Consider the following 15,668-nt stretch of genomic DNA (forward strand, 5'->3'; position numbering starts at 1 on the left):
CGCATGCGGGAGCTTTTTCTATGAGCGGCACAGAAATTAATGAATAAAGCTGGTGAGTCCTGCATGAATAACAGATCAAGGATGATCGTCCAATATACCATTTGTTTAGGGGCATTTCTGTCCAATCTGTCGGCTGGCATGTTCAACATTGCGCTTGTTGATATCGCCAGAACGTTCGACTCCACCATCCCTACGGCCCAGTGGATCGTCACCGCTTATTTGCTTGTCATCTCCATATTGCTTCCTGTCATGGGAAAGCTGGGGGATATGCTGGGCCGGCGGAAAATACACAATATCGGCTATTTTGTGTTTATGGCAGGGGCGCTCTGCTGCGCCTTGTCACCTTCATTAAACGGACTGATATCTTCTCGAATTTTGCAAGGCGTAGGAGCGGCCATGTATCAGGCCACCAATATGGCGCTGATCGTCTCCGTATTTCCTAAGGAGCAGCGCGGCAAAGCGCTTGGGCTCATCAGCACGTTTGTTGCCGCAGGCTCGATGGTCGGACCGAGCCTTGGGGGAATACTGATTCAGTGGTTTTCGTGGCGGAGCAATTTCTGGCTGCTGACGGCCATATCTTTGATTGCATGGTTGTTCGCCCAGCGCTTCATTCCGAAGGACGAACCTGAAAAAGTCGTAAGCCGATTGGATGTGCCGGGGGCTGCCTTTTTTGCGATATCGCTAACCGGACTGGTTACGGCCGTGAATTTGGGGGCTCAGTGGGGCTGGGGTTCATGGCAGGTTTCGGTGCTGTTCATCGTGTTCGGTGCGGGAGCTGTCGCATTCATCGGGTGGTGTCTTTCGTCGCGGTGGAAACGAGCAGGGGAAGGGAAACTCCCGTTTATGAAGCTGGACCTGTTTCGGGATGCAGGCGTTAGCGTGGGAATCATCATCACCATCATTACCTACATGGCGGCTTTCTCGGCTCAGCTTGTGCTGCCCGTGTTTTTGTTGAGCGAGCTTGGCGTTGAACCCGCTACGGCAGGGCTGATCATGATGGGATATCCGTTGTCGCTGATCATATTCTCGCCTCTGAGCGGGAGCCTGTCGGACAAGCTGGGGACATTCCCGTTATTGTCAGCCGGGCTGCTGCTCATGACAGCAGCGTTAACCGTGCTCGGTTTTGTATCGCCGGTATATCCGATCTTCTTTCTGATTGTGCTTATCGTCCTGCTCGGCGGTTCCATGGGCATCATTACGCCGCCGAACAATTCTCTGGTGATGGGCAGGACATCCAAAACGGACCTCGGCCTGATCAGCAGCATTTTGGCACTGTCGCGAAATCTGGGGATGATGTTTGGTACGGCGGCGGGAGGTGCCATGCTGGCGCTTCCAGCCCAAGGGGCAGGGGGGCTTACCGGATTTCGGATGATATTCGTACTGAATACGGCGCTGGTTGTCATCGTTTATGTAACGATGCTCATATCGTTTCGCTTTGGCAGGCATAAGGAGACGCTATCTTCTTAGAGGAAGGGAAAAGAGAAAAAGGGTATCCCGAGGTCTATTCCAGACCTGCAGGATACCCTTTTTTCATTTAGCTTACGCGCGGTCCAGAATCGTCTGAAGTGTCGTACGATCCAAACCTTTCACGAGCTTGATCAGAAGTTCTTTAGCAGCTTCGTAGTCGTCCGTGTGGATGATGGACGAAGATGTATGAATATAGCGGGAGCATATGCCGATGATGGTGGACGGAACGCCGATGCCGCTAAGATGCACTTGGCCTGCGTCCGTGCCGCCCGGCGAGACGAAGTATTGGTATTTGATTTTGTTGGTCTCCGCCGTATCTTGAACGTACTCCACCATGCCGCGGTGAGTCAGCATGGTCGGATCGAAGATGCGAAGCAGTGCGCCTTGACCCAATTGGCCGAACTGGCTCTTGTCACCCATCATGTCGTTCGCCGCGCTGGCATCCAGTCCGAAGAAAATATCCGGCTGAATCAGATTGGCTGAAGTACGTGCTCCGCGCAGTCCGAGCTCTTCTTGGACGGTTGCGCCGGCGTAAACGGTGTTAGGCAGCTTCTCGCCATGGAGCGCCTGTACAAGCTCGATCGCGAGGCCAACGCCATAACGGTTATCCCACGCTTTGGCCATGATTTTTTTCGGATTAGCGAGCGGCGTGAATTCACAGATCGGAACCACTTGCAATCCGGGACGAATGCCGAACGACTCTGCTTCCGCCTTGTTATCGGCGCCGATATCGATATACATGGTCTTGATGTCGACCGGCTTGCTGCGCTGCGCTTCATCCAGCAGGTGCGTCGGGATGGAGCCTACAACTCCGACGACAGGACCGTTGTCGGTGATGATTTGCAGGCGCTGAGCAAGCACGGCTTGGCTCCACCAACCGCCAAGCGGCTGGAAACGGACCATCCCCGCTTCGGTTATGCCGGTTACCATGAACCCGACTTCATCCATGTGACCGGCCACCATGACTTTTGGACCTTCATCGTTACCGCGAAGAACGGCGAACAGACTACCCAGCCGATCCTGCACGAACTCATCTGTATATGGCGAAAGGGCATTCTTCAACCAGGAACGAAGCTCCCTCTCAAAGCCCGGTGCAGCCGGGAATTCAGTCAAAGTACGAAATAATTCCAGTGTTGATTCATTCATTACGAAATCGCTCCTTTAGAAAAGGTATGTAAGAGTGTTTTCTTTTCTAGTATGCCCCTATACATCTGAAAAGTCTACAAAACCCGTGCCGCATAGGAGCACGTCATTTTAAAATAAATGAAACAAGCACCCTGCACCCGGGATAGGAATACGATATAGAAACGAAGTGGAATTTTTGTCGTCCGAGGGAAGGGGCAGAGTATGAAGCACCATGGGATAAACGTCTATCATGCCGAAGTCAGAGAACTTCTGCTCATTATGGTCCTGTTCATCCTCCTCGTCATTTTGCTGAAATACATTCTTATATAATGACCGGCTCCAGCAACAATGGCAGGCGAGTCTTACTTCAGCTTTCAGGGATTCCTGGAGGCTGATTTTCGTGCGGGGCGACTTTTATGTTAGGACAAGCTGTGGTTGCCAATTGAGAAGGATGATTTTCCAAACATAAAGGGAGTTCATTCAAAGCATAATGATATCGAGTGATATCCATAATGGCTCTTTAGCGTTTTTAAAGGATTCCATACTTAAATAAAAGCGGAGGTGTATTGAAATGTCAGGCTCTAACCAAAAGCCTAAGTCTGATATCACCACAATGAGCTCGGCAGAATATCAGGCGATTGCCAAAAAGCATGAACCTCCTCGCGCCGTACTTAAAAATTGTCTGCGCGCTTTTTTGATTGGAGGTCTCATCTGTGTGATCGGCCAATGCATTCAGCAGTTTTTTATGACCGTATTCGATATGAGCACCACCGAAGCGAGCAACCCGACAGTTGCCGTGCTGATTATACTCTCCGTCATTCTGACCTCCTTCGGCGTGTATGACAAAATCGCGCAATGGGCGGGAGCAGGCAGCGCCGTGCCGGTCACGGGGTTTGCGAATTCCATGTGCTCCGCTGCGCTCGAGCACCGCGCGGAGGGTTTGGTTCTTGGGGTCGGGGCCAGCATGTTTAAGCTGGCGGGATCTGTCATTGTATTTGGTACCGTGGCTGCGTTTATTATCGGTATCATTTACGCTATTTTTGGCATTGAGGGGAGGTAACGAGAGATGAAGGTGATCGGCCAAACCTGGCAGTTCGAGAACAAACCCGTCATTATCGGCACGGGGACGATTGTGGGACCTGAGGAAGGCGAAGGGCCACTCGCCGATGATTTCGACTATATCTACGACAATATTGAGATTAACGAAAAAACATGGGAAAAGGCGGAACGGAAACTGCTGGAGGATGCCTCGAGAAAAGCGGTTGAGAAGGCGGGCATCAAGGAAGACGAGCTGCAGTTTTTTGTAGGCGGGGACTTGATGAACCAGATCATCAGCAGTTCGTTTGCTGCAAGACAGTTGGGTGTGCCTTACATCGGCGTATTCGGTGCTTGCTCTACATCCATGGAGAGCCTCGCGGTGGCCTCCATGCTCGTGGATTCAGGAGGGGCCAAGTATGTCATGGCCGGTACGGCAAGCCACAACTGTACGGTTGAGAAGCAGTTTCGTTATCCGACGGAGTACGGATCGCAGAAGCCGCCGTATGCGCAATATACAATAACGGGAGCAGGCTGCTCCGTCATTTCGGACAAGGGAGACGGCCCTGCTGTCACGTATGCCACCATCGGCAAGGTGGTGGATCTGGGCATCAAGGATCCGTTCAATATGGGTGCGGCGATGGCTCCGGCGGCAGCCGATACGATAACAAAGCACTTCAAAGACACAGGCCGGCAAGCGAAGGATTATGATCTGATCGTGACCGGTGACCTGGCCTCCGTGGGGCTTCCAATCGCGAAGGATCTTTTGCAACAAAACGATGTCATCATGGACGGTACGGTGTTTGCAGACTGCGGGTTAATGATTTACGACCTGGAGACACAAAAATACGTCAATGCAGGGGGCAGCGGCTGTGGCTGCTCGGCTGTTGTTACTTATGGCCATATTTTAAAACGGATGCGAAAAGGCGAATTGAAAAAGGTGCTGGTCGTTGCTACCGGGGCTTTGCTGTCGCCTCTTTCTTACCAGCAGGGTGAGAGCATACCGTGCATCGCTCACGCTGTAGCCTTAGAGATGGGAGGATAACACAATGCAGTTTCTATGGGCATTTATTATTGGCGGTCTGATTTGCGTCATTGGGCAAATTATGATGGACGTTATTAAACTAACGCCGGCACATACGATGAGTACGTTAGTAGTCGCCGGAGCCATCGCCGACGGGTTCGGATTATATGAGCCGCTTGTCAAATTCGCGGGAGCGGGAGCCTCCGTGCCGATCACCAGCTTTGGTAATTCGCTTGTGCATGGCGCATTGACGGAACTGGGGAGGGACGGCTGGATCGGGGTCGTGACGGGGATATTCGAAGTCACCAGTGCAGGGATATCCTCAGCGATCATTTTCTCCTTCCTGGCCGCTCTGTTTGTTCGTCCGAAGGGATAACCATCATCATCAAGAAGAAAAAGACCCTGGCATGATGCCGGGTCTTTTTCTGTTTAGAGCGGCGATAAAAAGGTGAATACCCAAAATATCTCATCGAATGTACTCCGGGACCTCGATCATGTACAATAGTACTAAAATAAGTATTTATTCCCTTACAGGAGGTTAGTCATACATGCCCGTAAGCCAAGAATCCATGAAAATCATTACCTCGGTGCGAACCAATCTGGAGTCGTGCCTGTTAGGCAAAGAATTTGAGATCCAATTACTCCTTACGGCGCTGCTCGCTGGCGGACATGTACTGATCGAGGATGTGCCTGGCACAGGAAAGACCCAACTGATCAAAGCATTAGCGAAATCCATGCAGGGAGACTATCGCCGCATTCAGTGTAACCCGGATATTCTCCCCAGCGATATAACGGGCGTGTCCGTGTTCCATCCTCGAGATGAAATGTTTTACTTCCGACCTGGTCCGGTCATGACCAACATATTGCTGGCGGATGAAATCAACCGGGCGACAACCAAGACGCAATCGGCCCTGCTTGAGGTCATGGAGGAGCGCAGCGTAACGGTGGATGGGGCTACTCACGAACTTCCGCATCCCTTCATGCTATGCGCGACCCAGAACCCGATCGATTTTGAAGGCACCTATATGCTCCCTGAAGCGCAGCTGGACCGGTTTATGCTGAAGCTGAGCCTGGGTTACCCTGATGCTGCTACGGAGAAGCAGCTGATGTACCGTTCACGCGACGGACAACTGGCGGATAAGATTCAGCCGGTGACACATATGGATACCATTTCGGCTATTCAAGGCGAGATTCGCGAGGTATTCATCGGTGACCCGGTCGCCGATTACTTGCTGAATATTACCCGGTCGACGCGCGAGCACCCTTCCGTTATGCTGGGCGCAAGTCCCCGTGCAACGCTGTCATTCATGAATGCCGTTAAAGCCTATGCCTTCTTGCAAGAGAGGGATTACGTTCTGCCAGATGATGTGAAGACGCTGGCACCATACGTGCTTTCGCACCGGATCATGCTGCGTCCGGAAGCCAGGCTCGACAATGCGAGTCCCGAATCGGTGCTTGAGTTTATACTGCGTCAGGTCAAAGTGCCTGTTCAGATGGGGAGATAGGCATGCGCCGCGCGGTATCGTTATTTTTGAATGGCATGCAGCCGTCTAGACTCGCAGCGGTATTGGCGGTATGGTGCCTATGTCTTTTGTACGTATTATTTCAGGGGGGCAAAACCTCGCTCATGCTATTCTCCATGGTCAGCCTTCTGACGATCTATTTGATCGGTGCTGGCTTTGGCGGAGTCAATCGTGTGAAAGCCCAGCGAAGGGTGCTGGGAGGAGCGGAGCATGGGGGTGAACAGCTTCATGCCGGTGAACAGGTCCGCGTGAAGCTGGAGGTCCATGTTCCTGGTTTGCTGCCGATGCCCTATATGATCGTTCGTGAAGTATTGCAAAGGCATAACGGCGACTCCTGGTCTTTTGAAGATAGCGTCATTCCGAACCTTCGCGGTGCGGGCAAGCTTGTATTTCAGACCCCTCCGCTTGAACGAGGGCGGTACGCTTTCTCAAAGACAGAATGCATTAGCGAGGATATATTCGGATTAATGGAGCACAAGGGACGCATTGAGGTTCAGACCGATTTCCGCGTTCTGCCGAGAACCATATATATTCCCAAATGGCAGCGAAACATACGGAATTCGAGATTGGGCGGTACACATACCACAATTTCGGCTTCCAGACGGGAAACCACACAGATCAACGGAGTCCGCGATTATGTGTACGGCGATCGGATCTCCCGGATACACTGGAATGCAACGGCGAAGACCGGCTCGTGGAAGTCGAAGGAATTTGAGCATGAATCCTTTCCCAGAACGATGATTGTGCTGGACTGTTCCGCGGACGGATATGCTCATGCCCAGCAGTTCGAGCTGGCCGTATCGGCAGCTGCGTCGCTGATCGAATATGGTGCCAAGGAGCATGCGGGTACAGGCTTGTTCACGGCTACCCGAGAAGCTCAGATGTTCGCTCCCGCCGATCACGCTGGAGAGCGGATGCGCATGATTCAGCATTTGGTTGACGTGGATTATGACCGTAAAACCAAATTGATTGCTTCCCTGGAGAAATCCTATCGCCATTTTCCAAAAGGGGCCCTGTTCCTGCTGATCAGCCCGATGAGCGGCAAGGACGCTTCAGAGATCATGCGCTGGGTTGAAACCCGGGGAATGAACCCATGTTTCTTGCAAATAACCAATTCCAATGAAACGAAAAAACGCGATGATTCCATTTCGCTTCTGCAATCCCGGGGGATTTCCAGCTATTCGGTTTCTTCCCTTGACGAGCTGCCGGCTGCGCTGGGAGGTGGTGCATGATGAAGTTGTGGCTGGACAAACTATCTACTACCTTCTTCAGTACTTTAACGATGCTATGGATCTGGATCATCGGGATGCAGTGGGTATCCTTTACCGAGACGATATGGCTCTCGGAAACGACAGCCATCGTTATTGCAGCATTAACCATTACGGCGGTTACCGAAGCGCTGCTTCCGATCAAGCAAGGTTACCGGGTGCTTATCCAGTTTATTTTGATCTTGTATTGTGTATACAGTTTGCTGAAAACTCACGGTAATCCGGTTCCTGTCCTTGGCGCTGAAGGCGATCTGACCGAGGAACTCATGTATCTTTTTCCGTATTTGTGGTTTGCTATCGCCGCTTGGACCGCTTTTCTGTTCCTTGCGCGGTGGGCCAAAACCAAGGGGCGCGTGCTTTTTGTAGTCGGGATCAACGTCATCGGTTTTGCCGTGCTGGATTCCTTTACGAAAATCGTGCTGTGGGATGAAATCGCTTGGGTTGTCGGAGCGGGTATGGGCTGGCTCGTATCCAGCCATTTTAACCGGTTCCGCAGACGCTTTCCGCAGGGATGGGTCAATTTATCGAAGTATCCGTTCAAGATTGTTGCCAACATCCTGGTCATCTTCTCTTTGATCATTGTAGCCGGTGTGAATATGCCGCACGTGAAGCCCACGTTAACCGATCCTTACACGGCGTGGCGGGAGTGGAACGGGGTGCCGTTATCCGGCGGCAGTACAACCGGTACCGGAACCCTTATCGAGTCACCGTCTGAAAGCATGTCCGGATATGGACGGGAGGACAACGACCTTGGCGGCGGTTTTAACTTTGACTATTCACCGGTGATGTCGATTACCTCGGATGAACGCAGCTATTGGCGAGGGGAAACCAGAGCCGTATACTCGGGAACGGGTTGGGCGGACGGAGCCAGCAGCCGGCGTTCCGGCACGGGCGTGGACATCGGGGAGGAATTGCCGGGGGAAGCCAGCGGATCCGTACCTACCAAAACATTGGAGCAATCGGTAACGATGCTGAGTGATACGGTGTATCCGGTATTGTTCGGCGCCTACTCCGTTCGTCAGCTGGAGAGCCTGGATGAGGATATCGATTCGGATCGGCTTAGCTGGGTGACCGAAGGCGCGGAGATGCATCTGGACGACGCTCGTAATGCGGACTACCCGAAGAGTTATACCTTAACGTCGGAAGTGCCGGTGATTCCCATCGATGAGCTGAGCACCAGAACTTATGATGAACTTTATTCCGGCTCGATTGACGATGCGTATATCCAGATGCCGAGAAACTTCCCTGACCGGGTGTCCGATCTGGCCGAAGAAATTGCCGCGGGCGGAGATACGCCGTATGAGAAGGTCATGCTCTTGCAACAATATTTAACGAGCAATTTCACCTATACCAATACGCCGGATCTTACACGCAAGAAGAGCGATGATTTTGTGGATGCGTTTCTGTTTGAAATCCAGGAAGGGTATTGCGATTATTTCTCGACCTCCCTGGTGATGATGACACGGTCGCTGGATATTCCTGCACGCTGGGTCAAAGGTTACGCGCCGGGAAGAATGACGGCATCGGAGTACGTTCCTCTCGAGGGTCAAACCTCGATTGAGCCCGGAAACTATACCGTTACGAATGCCGACGCTCATTCCTGGGTTGAAGTGTACTTCGGCGAATACGGCTGGGTACCGATTGAAGCAACACCGGGCTTTAGCATGCCGATTCTGACGGCTGACACAGACGCTGAGCCTGTCATTGAGGAAGAAGTTGAAGAAGAAGAGGCAGAGGACAAGGCTGCGCCAGCCGCTACCTCCGATCATGAGCAGCCCGGCTGGGTTAAAGTTGTTGTAACGGCCGCGGTGGTTGTTATCGTATTATGGATTCTGTACATCGTATGGCGAATGCGCATCAGCCTGCGTTTTGCCGGAGCGCGTATTCGGGCAGGCAAGCCGCTGACGGCCGCGGATAAAGTCATTGCCGAAACCGAACGATGGATACGTTCCGTACAGCGCAGAGGCTTGGTAAGGCAGGAACATGAAACCCTTCGTGAATCGGTAGGCCGCTGGGTAAGTGCACACCCTGAGCTGGGAGCGGAGCTGAGACCGCTGCTGCAGCAATTTGAAGCTGCCAGGTACAGCCCGGCTGAAGTGAAGGAAGAGCAATGGCGCTCCGTCCAACAGGATGCCCTGAAGCTGAAGAAGTCTATTAAGAAGGTTCGCATTGTATCCGAGAAACGTCTATCTACCTAATCCAAGAAGACAGACCGCGTGATGGTGGTTGTTCTTGCGTGTATCAGGATAACTCGGTATGAAACGTTCTGATATCGATGATTTCAAGACCGCCCGGTCCGCTTCCAAACAGCCGCCGGGTGGTCTTTTGCCGGTAAAGGCAGCGACGCGGTATACGGGAAGAAAAAGGCTCGTGATTATTTTTACTAAGGAACCGGAATATGGTATAGTTTTTCGTATGAAATTGAGGTGACGAACTTGTTTGAAATGTTAATCCCAAAGCTCCGTGTGAATACGGTTTTTGATATTAACCTTGAGGAATTATATGAGCAGGGGTATCGCGGAATCATTACGGATTTGGACAATACCCTTGTAGGGGCCAAGGCGCCGCTTGCGACACCGGAACTGGTCGTTTGGTTCAAAAGGGTAAAGGAGATCGGTTTCCAGCTCATCATCGTCTCGAATAACCAGCTTGAACGCGTGTCTAAATTTGCGACGCCGCTGGATATCCAGTATGTGCATGAAGCCCGTAAACCAAGTAATACCCCGTTCCGCAAAGCGATGAAAATGATGGAGCTCACGCCGGAGAAAACGGTTGTGGTCGGCGACCAGATGCTGACCGACGTTTATGGCGGGAATCGGCTGGGCCTGTATACGGTGCTGGTTATGCCTATCGCCATCAACGATGAGGGATGGTTTACGCGCCTGGTCAATCGCCGGGTGGAGCGGATCGCATTGACCCGTTTGCGCAAGAAAGGATTATGGATGGAGGAGGAACCGAAATCATGACGTTGCCTACTGGCGGAGAAGACATCAAGAAGTGCAGCGGCTGCGGCATACCGCTTCAGAGTGAAGTACAGGACAAGCCGGGCTATTTGCCGGAGAAGGCCTGGGACCGCGACCCGGTTATTTGCCAGCGCTGTTTCCGGATCAAGAATTATAATGAAGCCTCCTCGGTTGCCGTAGACCAGGATGAATTTTTACGGCTGCTGGGACAGATTGGCGGCAAGAATGCGCTTGTCATTCATATCGTGGACCTCTTTGATTTTGAAGGGAGCCTGATTTCGGGGCTGCAGCGGTTTGTCGGCAACAATCCGGTTATTCTGGCCGTTAACAAGACCGATCTTCTGCCGAAGGTCACCAATTGGAACAAGGTACTCAATTGGGTACAGAAGCAGTGCAAGGAGCATGGACTGAGAACGGAAGACATCGTGCTCTGCAGCGCGAAGAAGAATCAAGGCTTTGAGCGGCTGCTGGAGACGGTTGCGCATTATCGAGGAGACCGGGACGTCTACGTGGTTGGCGCCACGAATGTGGGTAAATCCAGCTTGATCAATCGTCTGATCCGCGACTACAGCGATTTGGATCAGGAGCTGACCGTTTCCCGTTATCCTGGAACGACGCTGGATATGGTCAATATTCCGCTGGATGACGGCCGGTATATTATAGATACGCCGGGCATCGTATACCCATGGCGCTACAGCGAGCTTGTGAGCCGTGAGGATCTGGGGACGGTCATGCCGGAGAATCCGCTGAAGCCGATGGTATACCAGTTGAACGAAGGGCAGACTCTGTTCTTCGGAGGTTTTGGCCGCTTTGATTTTCTGCAAGGCGAGCACCAATCCTTTACTTGCTTTATCAGCGGCAGATTAGGGATTCATCGGACCAAGCTGGAGCGGGCGGATTCGTTATTTGCCGAACATGCCGGAGAGCTTCTTTCACCGCCGACCAAGGAACGGCTTGAAGAACTGCCGGAATGGACAAGACATGAAATCCGTATTCCTAAGGGAACCCGCCAAGACGTGTTTATCTCGGGGCTCGGCTGGATCAAGATCAATGGTGAACAGGGCGCGCTTGTGGCGGTTCATGTACCTAAAGGAATCAAAGTTCTGTCGCGTCCATCTTTGATATAAGAGATAAAATCGTTTTGGTAAAGCCCGCTTTATCATGGGAGAGATAGGGGAGAAATGAAAGTGAATCCAACGATCGAGCGTGATTATTTGCTCCTTGGCGTAATGGGGGACCCTATCGGTCACTCCAAATCACCGGCCATGCATGATGCGGCGATTACCGCCCTGGGATTGTCAGGGGCCTATGTGCCCCTTCATATACGTCCGGAGGGGCTTCGTGACGCTATCCAGGCTGTCAAAGCCCTGGGATTCCGCGGAGTGAATGTAACGATCCCGCACAAGGTGGAGGTTATGGAGTATCTGGATGTCGTCGATGAAGGGGCGCGGCGCATCGGTGCCGTGAATACCATCGTCAACGACAATGGCAAATTGACGGGTTATAATACGGATGGCATCGGATATGTTCGTTCATTAAAGGATGAAGCCTGTCCGAACCTTAAAGGGAAACGCATCGTTGTTTACGGCGCCGGCGGAGCGGCCAGGGGAATCATCTACGCCCTTACCGGGGAAGAGCCTGAGAAGATTTCCATTGTGAATCGGACATCCGACAAAGCGCTGGCATTGGCCGAGGAGTGGAGCTCGCTTGCTGACTTGAGGGGATACGGTGAGGATCATGCCACAGAGGCATTGTCAGATGCCGATGTCTTGATCAACACAACCTCGGTGGGCATGTTTCCCCGGGTTTCCGAACTTCCTGTTCCAGCGGAGTATATACCGGAAGGGATCGTTGTCAGCGATCTGATCTATAATCCGTTGAAGACCGAGCTGTTGCGGCAAAGCGAGCTGCGGCAATGCACGGTGCATGGCGGTCTCGGGATGTTCATCAACCAGGGGGCGTATGCATTTGAGTATTGGACAGGTCTGAGGGCGCCCGTACAGGCGATGAAGGATGCGGTTCTGACCAGCTTCCAATCCGAGGTTTAATCTTGTGTTTATTGATTAATGCTTATGCAGAAGCTACAATATAGCTTTCGACAAGCTGCAGGCTTTAAGAGGTTGTTCAAAAAGTCCGATTTTGATAAGAAAACCAATCGAGGCAAATTCAAGGCTGAGCGACCGCGATTCAGAAGTAGGTTTTCTTGCGATATAGAATTTCATCAACTCCGTTGATAACTTATAAATCCTATATCTAACACGAAGTGAATCAAGAAGCCACTCGGCATCGAATCTTGAATTCAGCCGGGCCTTCCGGTGCTCACGTACAAACTACGTACGCTCCGCTCCTGACGTCCCTAGCTTCATCCAACTGAAGCGTTTTGAAAAAACGCACATCGGAAGCATAAGCTTCGGTGCTGAAAATCGACCTTTTTGAACACGCACTATAATAATTGAATATTTAAGGAGTAATGACCAAGCATGTTAACAGGAAAGCAAAAACGACATTTACGTTCGCTTGCGCATCATCTGGATCCGCTGTTCCAGGTAGGCAAGGGAGGAAGCAATGAGCATCTGATCCGGCATATTTCCGAGGCCATTGAGAAGCGGGAGCTCATGAAAATATCCGTGCTCAACAACTGTTTCGAAGATCCCCGCGAAATCGCCGAGGAGCTTGCTGAAGGTGCCGGGGCCGAGCTGGTACAGGTTATCGGCAAGACGATCGTGCTTTATAAAGAATCAAAAGACCACAAAACCATCGAGCTGCCGTAAGGGAGCCTTGATGGAATTAGCTTAATGAATATAGAATGACTCTCTTATTAGGGGAGGTGAACCCGGATGAAGATAGGGATAATGGGCGGAACCTTCGATCCCATTCATATCGGGCATATGCTCGCAGCCGAATCAGCTCGGGACGCTTACGGTCTGGAAGAGGTATGGTTTATGCCCAGCCACATTCCCCCGCACAAGGAAGATGCCGGCGTAACCGGCCTGATGAGGCTGGAGATGACCGCTGAGGCTGTAGCCGACCATCCATCTTTTCGTACATTGGATTGGGAAGTGAAACGCGGCGGCGTATCCTATACGGTAGACACGGTCAGAGAGCTGAGGGACACGTATCCCGAGCATGACTTCTCGTTCATTATCGGGGCGGATATGGTAGCGTATCTTCCCAAGTGGAATCGGATCGGGGAGCTGGCGGAAATGCTCACTTTTATTGGGCTTAACCGTCCCGGAACCAAGCTATCGGTGGATGATCTGCCTGATTTCCTGCAAAAGGTGGTAGTGACAGCGGAGATGCCGCTGATTGAAATATCGTCCACCATGATTCGGAGCAGAGCCGCATCAGGCTTGTCCATCCGTTATATGGTGCCGGACCGTGTATACGATTATATTGTTAGGAGCGGTATTTATGGAGTACAGCCGTGATGAACTCATTCAAGCGGTATCCTCACAGATGCCGGCCAAGCGCTGGGAGCATACAAAAGGCGTAATGGAAACCGCGGTCATCCTTGCCAATCGGTTCGGAGCCGACCCGGTCAAGGCAGAATTAGCCGCCATCCTGCATGACGTGGCCAAATATTGGCCCGTGCAAAAGCTTCAACAAATGATGGTGGAGCATGCGCTATCCGAAGAGCTGCTCCGTTACGACAAGCAGCTTTGGCATGCTGAGGTAGGCGCGTTCGTAGCAGAGCACGAATATGGCGTAACGGATACCGATGTGCTTAACGCCATCCGTTACCATACGTCGGGGCGCGTCGGCATGACACTGCTTGATAAGGTGGTCTGCCTTGCGGATTATATGGAACCGGGACGGGATTTCCCCGGCGTGAATAATATTCGCGAACTGGCCAACCATAGCCTTGAAGAGGCGCTTGCAGCCGGTTTTGATTCGACGATTGGACATCTGCTTTCGCGCAGACAAATCATTTTTCCGTTGACGGTACTAGCCCGCAACGATCTAATTAAGCAATTGGAGGCGAATTCATGACGTTGAAACCGAATGAATTGTTAAATGTGGCAGTGACTGCCGCTGAAGATAAAAAAGCGATGGATATCGTGGTCCTGGATCTTAGAGGAATTTCCCTGATCGCAGACTATTTTGTCATTTGCCACGGTAACTCGGATACTCAGGTGCAGGCGATCGCAACTGAAATCCGTAAACAGGCTCATGATGCGGGAGTAGCTTTGCGCGGACTGGAGGGAATGGATGCAGCCCGCTGGGTGCTGATGGACCTCGGAGACGTGATCGTTCATATCTTCCATCGCGATGAGCGGGAATATTACAACATCGAGCGATTGTGGTCCGATGCTAAAGTGGTGGAGAACGTATGAGTCTGATTGCCGGCACATTAACGAAACTCGTCGTTTCCAGAGAAGTGTCCCCTTACGGTTATTTCCTGGATGGCGGAGATCGGGATGTGCTTCTTCACTATTCGGAGCTCACGGGTAAAATCGAGCCGGGGGATACGGTCGAGGTCTTTATATTCTTCGATACGGAAGACCGCCTGGCCGCAACGATGAAGAAACCTTACCTTACGTTAGGTGAAACCGCTAAGCTTGAGGTGGCGGATGTTCATCCGCGCTTGGGATGTTTCCTCGAGATGGGGCTTGGCAGGCAGCTTCTGCTTCCGATCCGGGAATTGCCGGAGATGCGGGAGCTTCATCCGCAAGTGGGAGATCATGTATTTGTCATCATGGAGCATGATAAGCAAGGACGGCTCCGCGCGAAACTCGCCGGAGAACAAGAGCTTGCTCCGCTTGCGTTTCATGCGCCTGAATCGTGGAAGGGCCAGTGGTTCACTGCCCTGGTGTACAAACCGCTCCAGATGGGCACGTTTGTTATTATCGATGGCGGTGTGATCGGTTTCGGCGCCATTGGCATGATCCACTCCTCCGAACGGACGCGTATGCTGCGGCTTGGCGAAGAGGTGAAGGTTCGGGTAAGCCATATCCGGGAAGATGGCAGGGCTAACCTGTCGATGGTACCGCAAAAAGAGATTGGCCGGACGGATGATGCAGACCGACTGCTCGCTTTTCTGAAGGAGCGACCGGGCCATGCGATGCCGTATTCGGATGAAACGCCCCCCGACATCATCAAGCAGCGGTTCGGCATTAGCAAATCCGCCTTTAAACGCGCGCTTGGCAAGCTGATGAAGGACGGTTTGGTTACCCAAAAGGACAGCTGGACGTATATGGTCAATAAAGAGGAGAACTCCGGTTCAAACGAATAACCCGGCAAGGTAGGGGAAGCTTCTAAGGAA

Annotated in this window: 16 protein-coding genes; 15 read left to right on the forward strand and 1 reads right to left on the reverse strand. The window is 52.1% G+C overall.

All coding sequences use genetic code 11. From position 1 onward, the window contains the following. Window positions 1-63: 63 nt before the first annotated feature. The gene (locus BJP58_RS28830) at window positions 64-1,467 is read left to right on the forward strand and encodes an MFS transporter (protein ID WP_194541599.1); all 1,404 of its coding nucleotides are present in this window, start codon (window positions 64-66) and stop codon (window positions 1,465-1,467) included. 72 nt (window positions 1,468-1,539) lie between these two features. On the opposite strand, the gene BJP58_RS28835 is transcribed toward BJP58_RS28830, so the two are convergent. Continuing rightward, on the reverse strand, window positions 1,540-2,613 hold the full coding sequence (locus tag BJP58_RS28835) for a M42 family metallopeptidase (RefSeq protein WP_194541600.1): 1,074 nt from the start codon (window positions 2,611-2,613) through the stop codon (window positions 1,540-1,542). A 550-nt stretch (window positions 2,614-3,163) separates the two neighbouring features. Here BJP58_RS28835 and spoVAC point away from each other — a divergent pair. The 14 genes from spoVAC to BJP58_RS28905 all read left to right on the forward strand — a co-directional run bounded on the left by spoVAC (window position 3,164) and on the right by BJP58_RS28905 (window position 15,638). Further along, window positions 3,164-3,652 carry a stage V sporulation protein AC gene (gene spoVAC, locus BJP58_RS28840; RefSeq protein WP_071222874.1) on the forward strand — a complete coding sequence of 163 codons (489 nt, stop codon included), beginning with the start codon at window positions 3,164-3,166 and terminating at the stop codon, window positions 3,650-3,652. A gap of 6 nt (window positions 3,653-3,658) precedes the next feature. Beyond that, window positions 3,659-4,672, forward strand: coding sequence for a stage V sporulation protein AD (gene spoVAD / locus BJP58_RS28845; protein WP_071222875.1), 1,014 nt, complete (start codon window positions 3,659-3,661; stop codon window positions 4,670-4,672). A 4-nt stretch (window positions 4,673-4,676) separates the two neighbouring features. Next, window positions 4,677-5,027 (forward strand): stage V sporulation protein AE, encoded by a 351-nt coding sequence (spoVAE, locus tag BJP58_RS28850; RefSeq protein ID WP_015734153.1) that lies wholly within the window; start codon window positions 4,677-4,679, stop codon window positions 5,025-5,027. Window positions 5,028-5,199: 172 nt separating this feature from the next. Beyond that, window positions 5,200-6,156, forward strand: coding sequence for an AAA family ATPase (locus tag BJP58_RS28855; protein ID WP_194541601.1), 957 nt, complete (start codon window positions 5,200-5,202; stop codon window positions 6,154-6,156). Between the two features lie 2 nt (window positions 6,157-6,158). Next, complete coding sequence (locus BJP58_RS28860; RefSeq protein WP_194541602.1) at window positions 6,159-7,406, forward strand: DUF58 domain-containing protein; 1,248 nt, start codon at window positions 6,159-6,161, stop codon at window positions 7,404-7,406. Then, window positions 7,403-9,640, forward strand: a complete 2,238-nt coding sequence (locus BJP58_RS28865; protein WP_194541603.1) for a DUF4129 domain-containing transglutaminase family protein — start codon at window positions 7,403-7,405, stop codon at window positions 9,638-9,640. The genes BJP58_RS28860 and BJP58_RS28865 overlap by 4 nt, the downstream gene beginning before the upstream one ends. Window positions 9,641-9,877: 237 nt before the next feature. Continuing rightward, a complete protein-coding gene (locus tag BJP58_RS28870; RefSeq protein ID WP_009592142.1) occupies window positions 9,878-10,408 on the forward strand; it encodes a YqeG family HAD IIIA-type phosphatase in 531 nt (176 codons plus the stop codon). Next, window positions 10,405-11,532, forward strand: coding sequence for a ribosome biogenesis GTPase YqeH (gene yqeH / locus BJP58_RS28875; protein ID WP_194541604.1), 1,128 nt, complete (start codon window positions 10,405-10,407; stop codon window positions 11,530-11,532). Before BJP58_RS28870 ends, yqeH begins: the two co-directional genes overlap by 4 nt. Before the next feature lie 54 nt (window positions 11,533-11,586). Beyond that, on the forward strand, window positions 11,587-12,453 hold the full coding sequence (locus BJP58_RS28880) for a shikimate dehydrogenase (RefSeq protein WP_194541605.1): 867 nt from the start codon (window positions 11,587-11,589) through the stop codon (window positions 12,451-12,453). Between the two features lie 432 nt (window positions 12,454-12,885). Further along, on the forward strand, window positions 12,886-13,176 hold the full coding sequence (yhbY, locus tag BJP58_RS28885; protein ID WP_194541606.1) for a ribosome assembly RNA-binding protein YhbY: 291 nt from the start codon (window positions 12,886-12,888) through the stop codon (window positions 13,174-13,176). A 66-nt stretch (window positions 13,177-13,242) separates the two neighbouring features. Beyond that, window positions 13,243-13,833, forward strand: coding sequence for a nicotinate-nucleotide adenylyltransferase (locus BJP58_RS28890; protein WP_071222882.1), 591 nt, complete (start codon window positions 13,243-13,245; stop codon window positions 13,831-13,833). After that, the gene (gene yqeK, locus BJP58_RS28895; protein ID WP_194541607.1) at window positions 13,817-14,395 is read left to right on the forward strand and encodes a bis(5'-nucleosyl)-tetraphosphatase (symmetrical) YqeK; all 579 of its coding nucleotides are present in this window, start codon (window positions 13,817-13,819) and stop codon (window positions 14,393-14,395) included. Before BJP58_RS28890 ends, yqeK begins: the two co-directional genes overlap by 17 nt. Beyond that, a complete protein-coding gene (gene rsfS, locus BJP58_RS28900; protein ID WP_071222884.1) occupies window positions 14,392-14,739 on the forward strand; it encodes a ribosome silencing factor in 348 nt (115 codons plus the stop codon). The genes yqeK and rsfS overlap by 4 nt, the downstream gene beginning before the upstream one ends. Continuing rightward, a complete protein-coding gene (locus tag BJP58_RS28905) occupies window positions 14,736-15,638 on the forward strand; it encodes a CvfB family protein (protein ID WP_194541608.1) in 903 nt (300 codons plus the stop codon). Before rsfS ends, BJP58_RS28905 begins: the two co-directional genes overlap by 4 nt. The last annotated feature ends 30 nt before the right edge of the window (window positions 15,639-15,668 follow it).

Origin of the sequence: Paenibacillus sp. JZ16 (genome assembly GCF_015326965.1) — a bacterium.
GTDB lineage: Bacteria > Bacillota > Bacilli > Paenibacillales > Paenibacillaceae > Paenibacillus_AQ.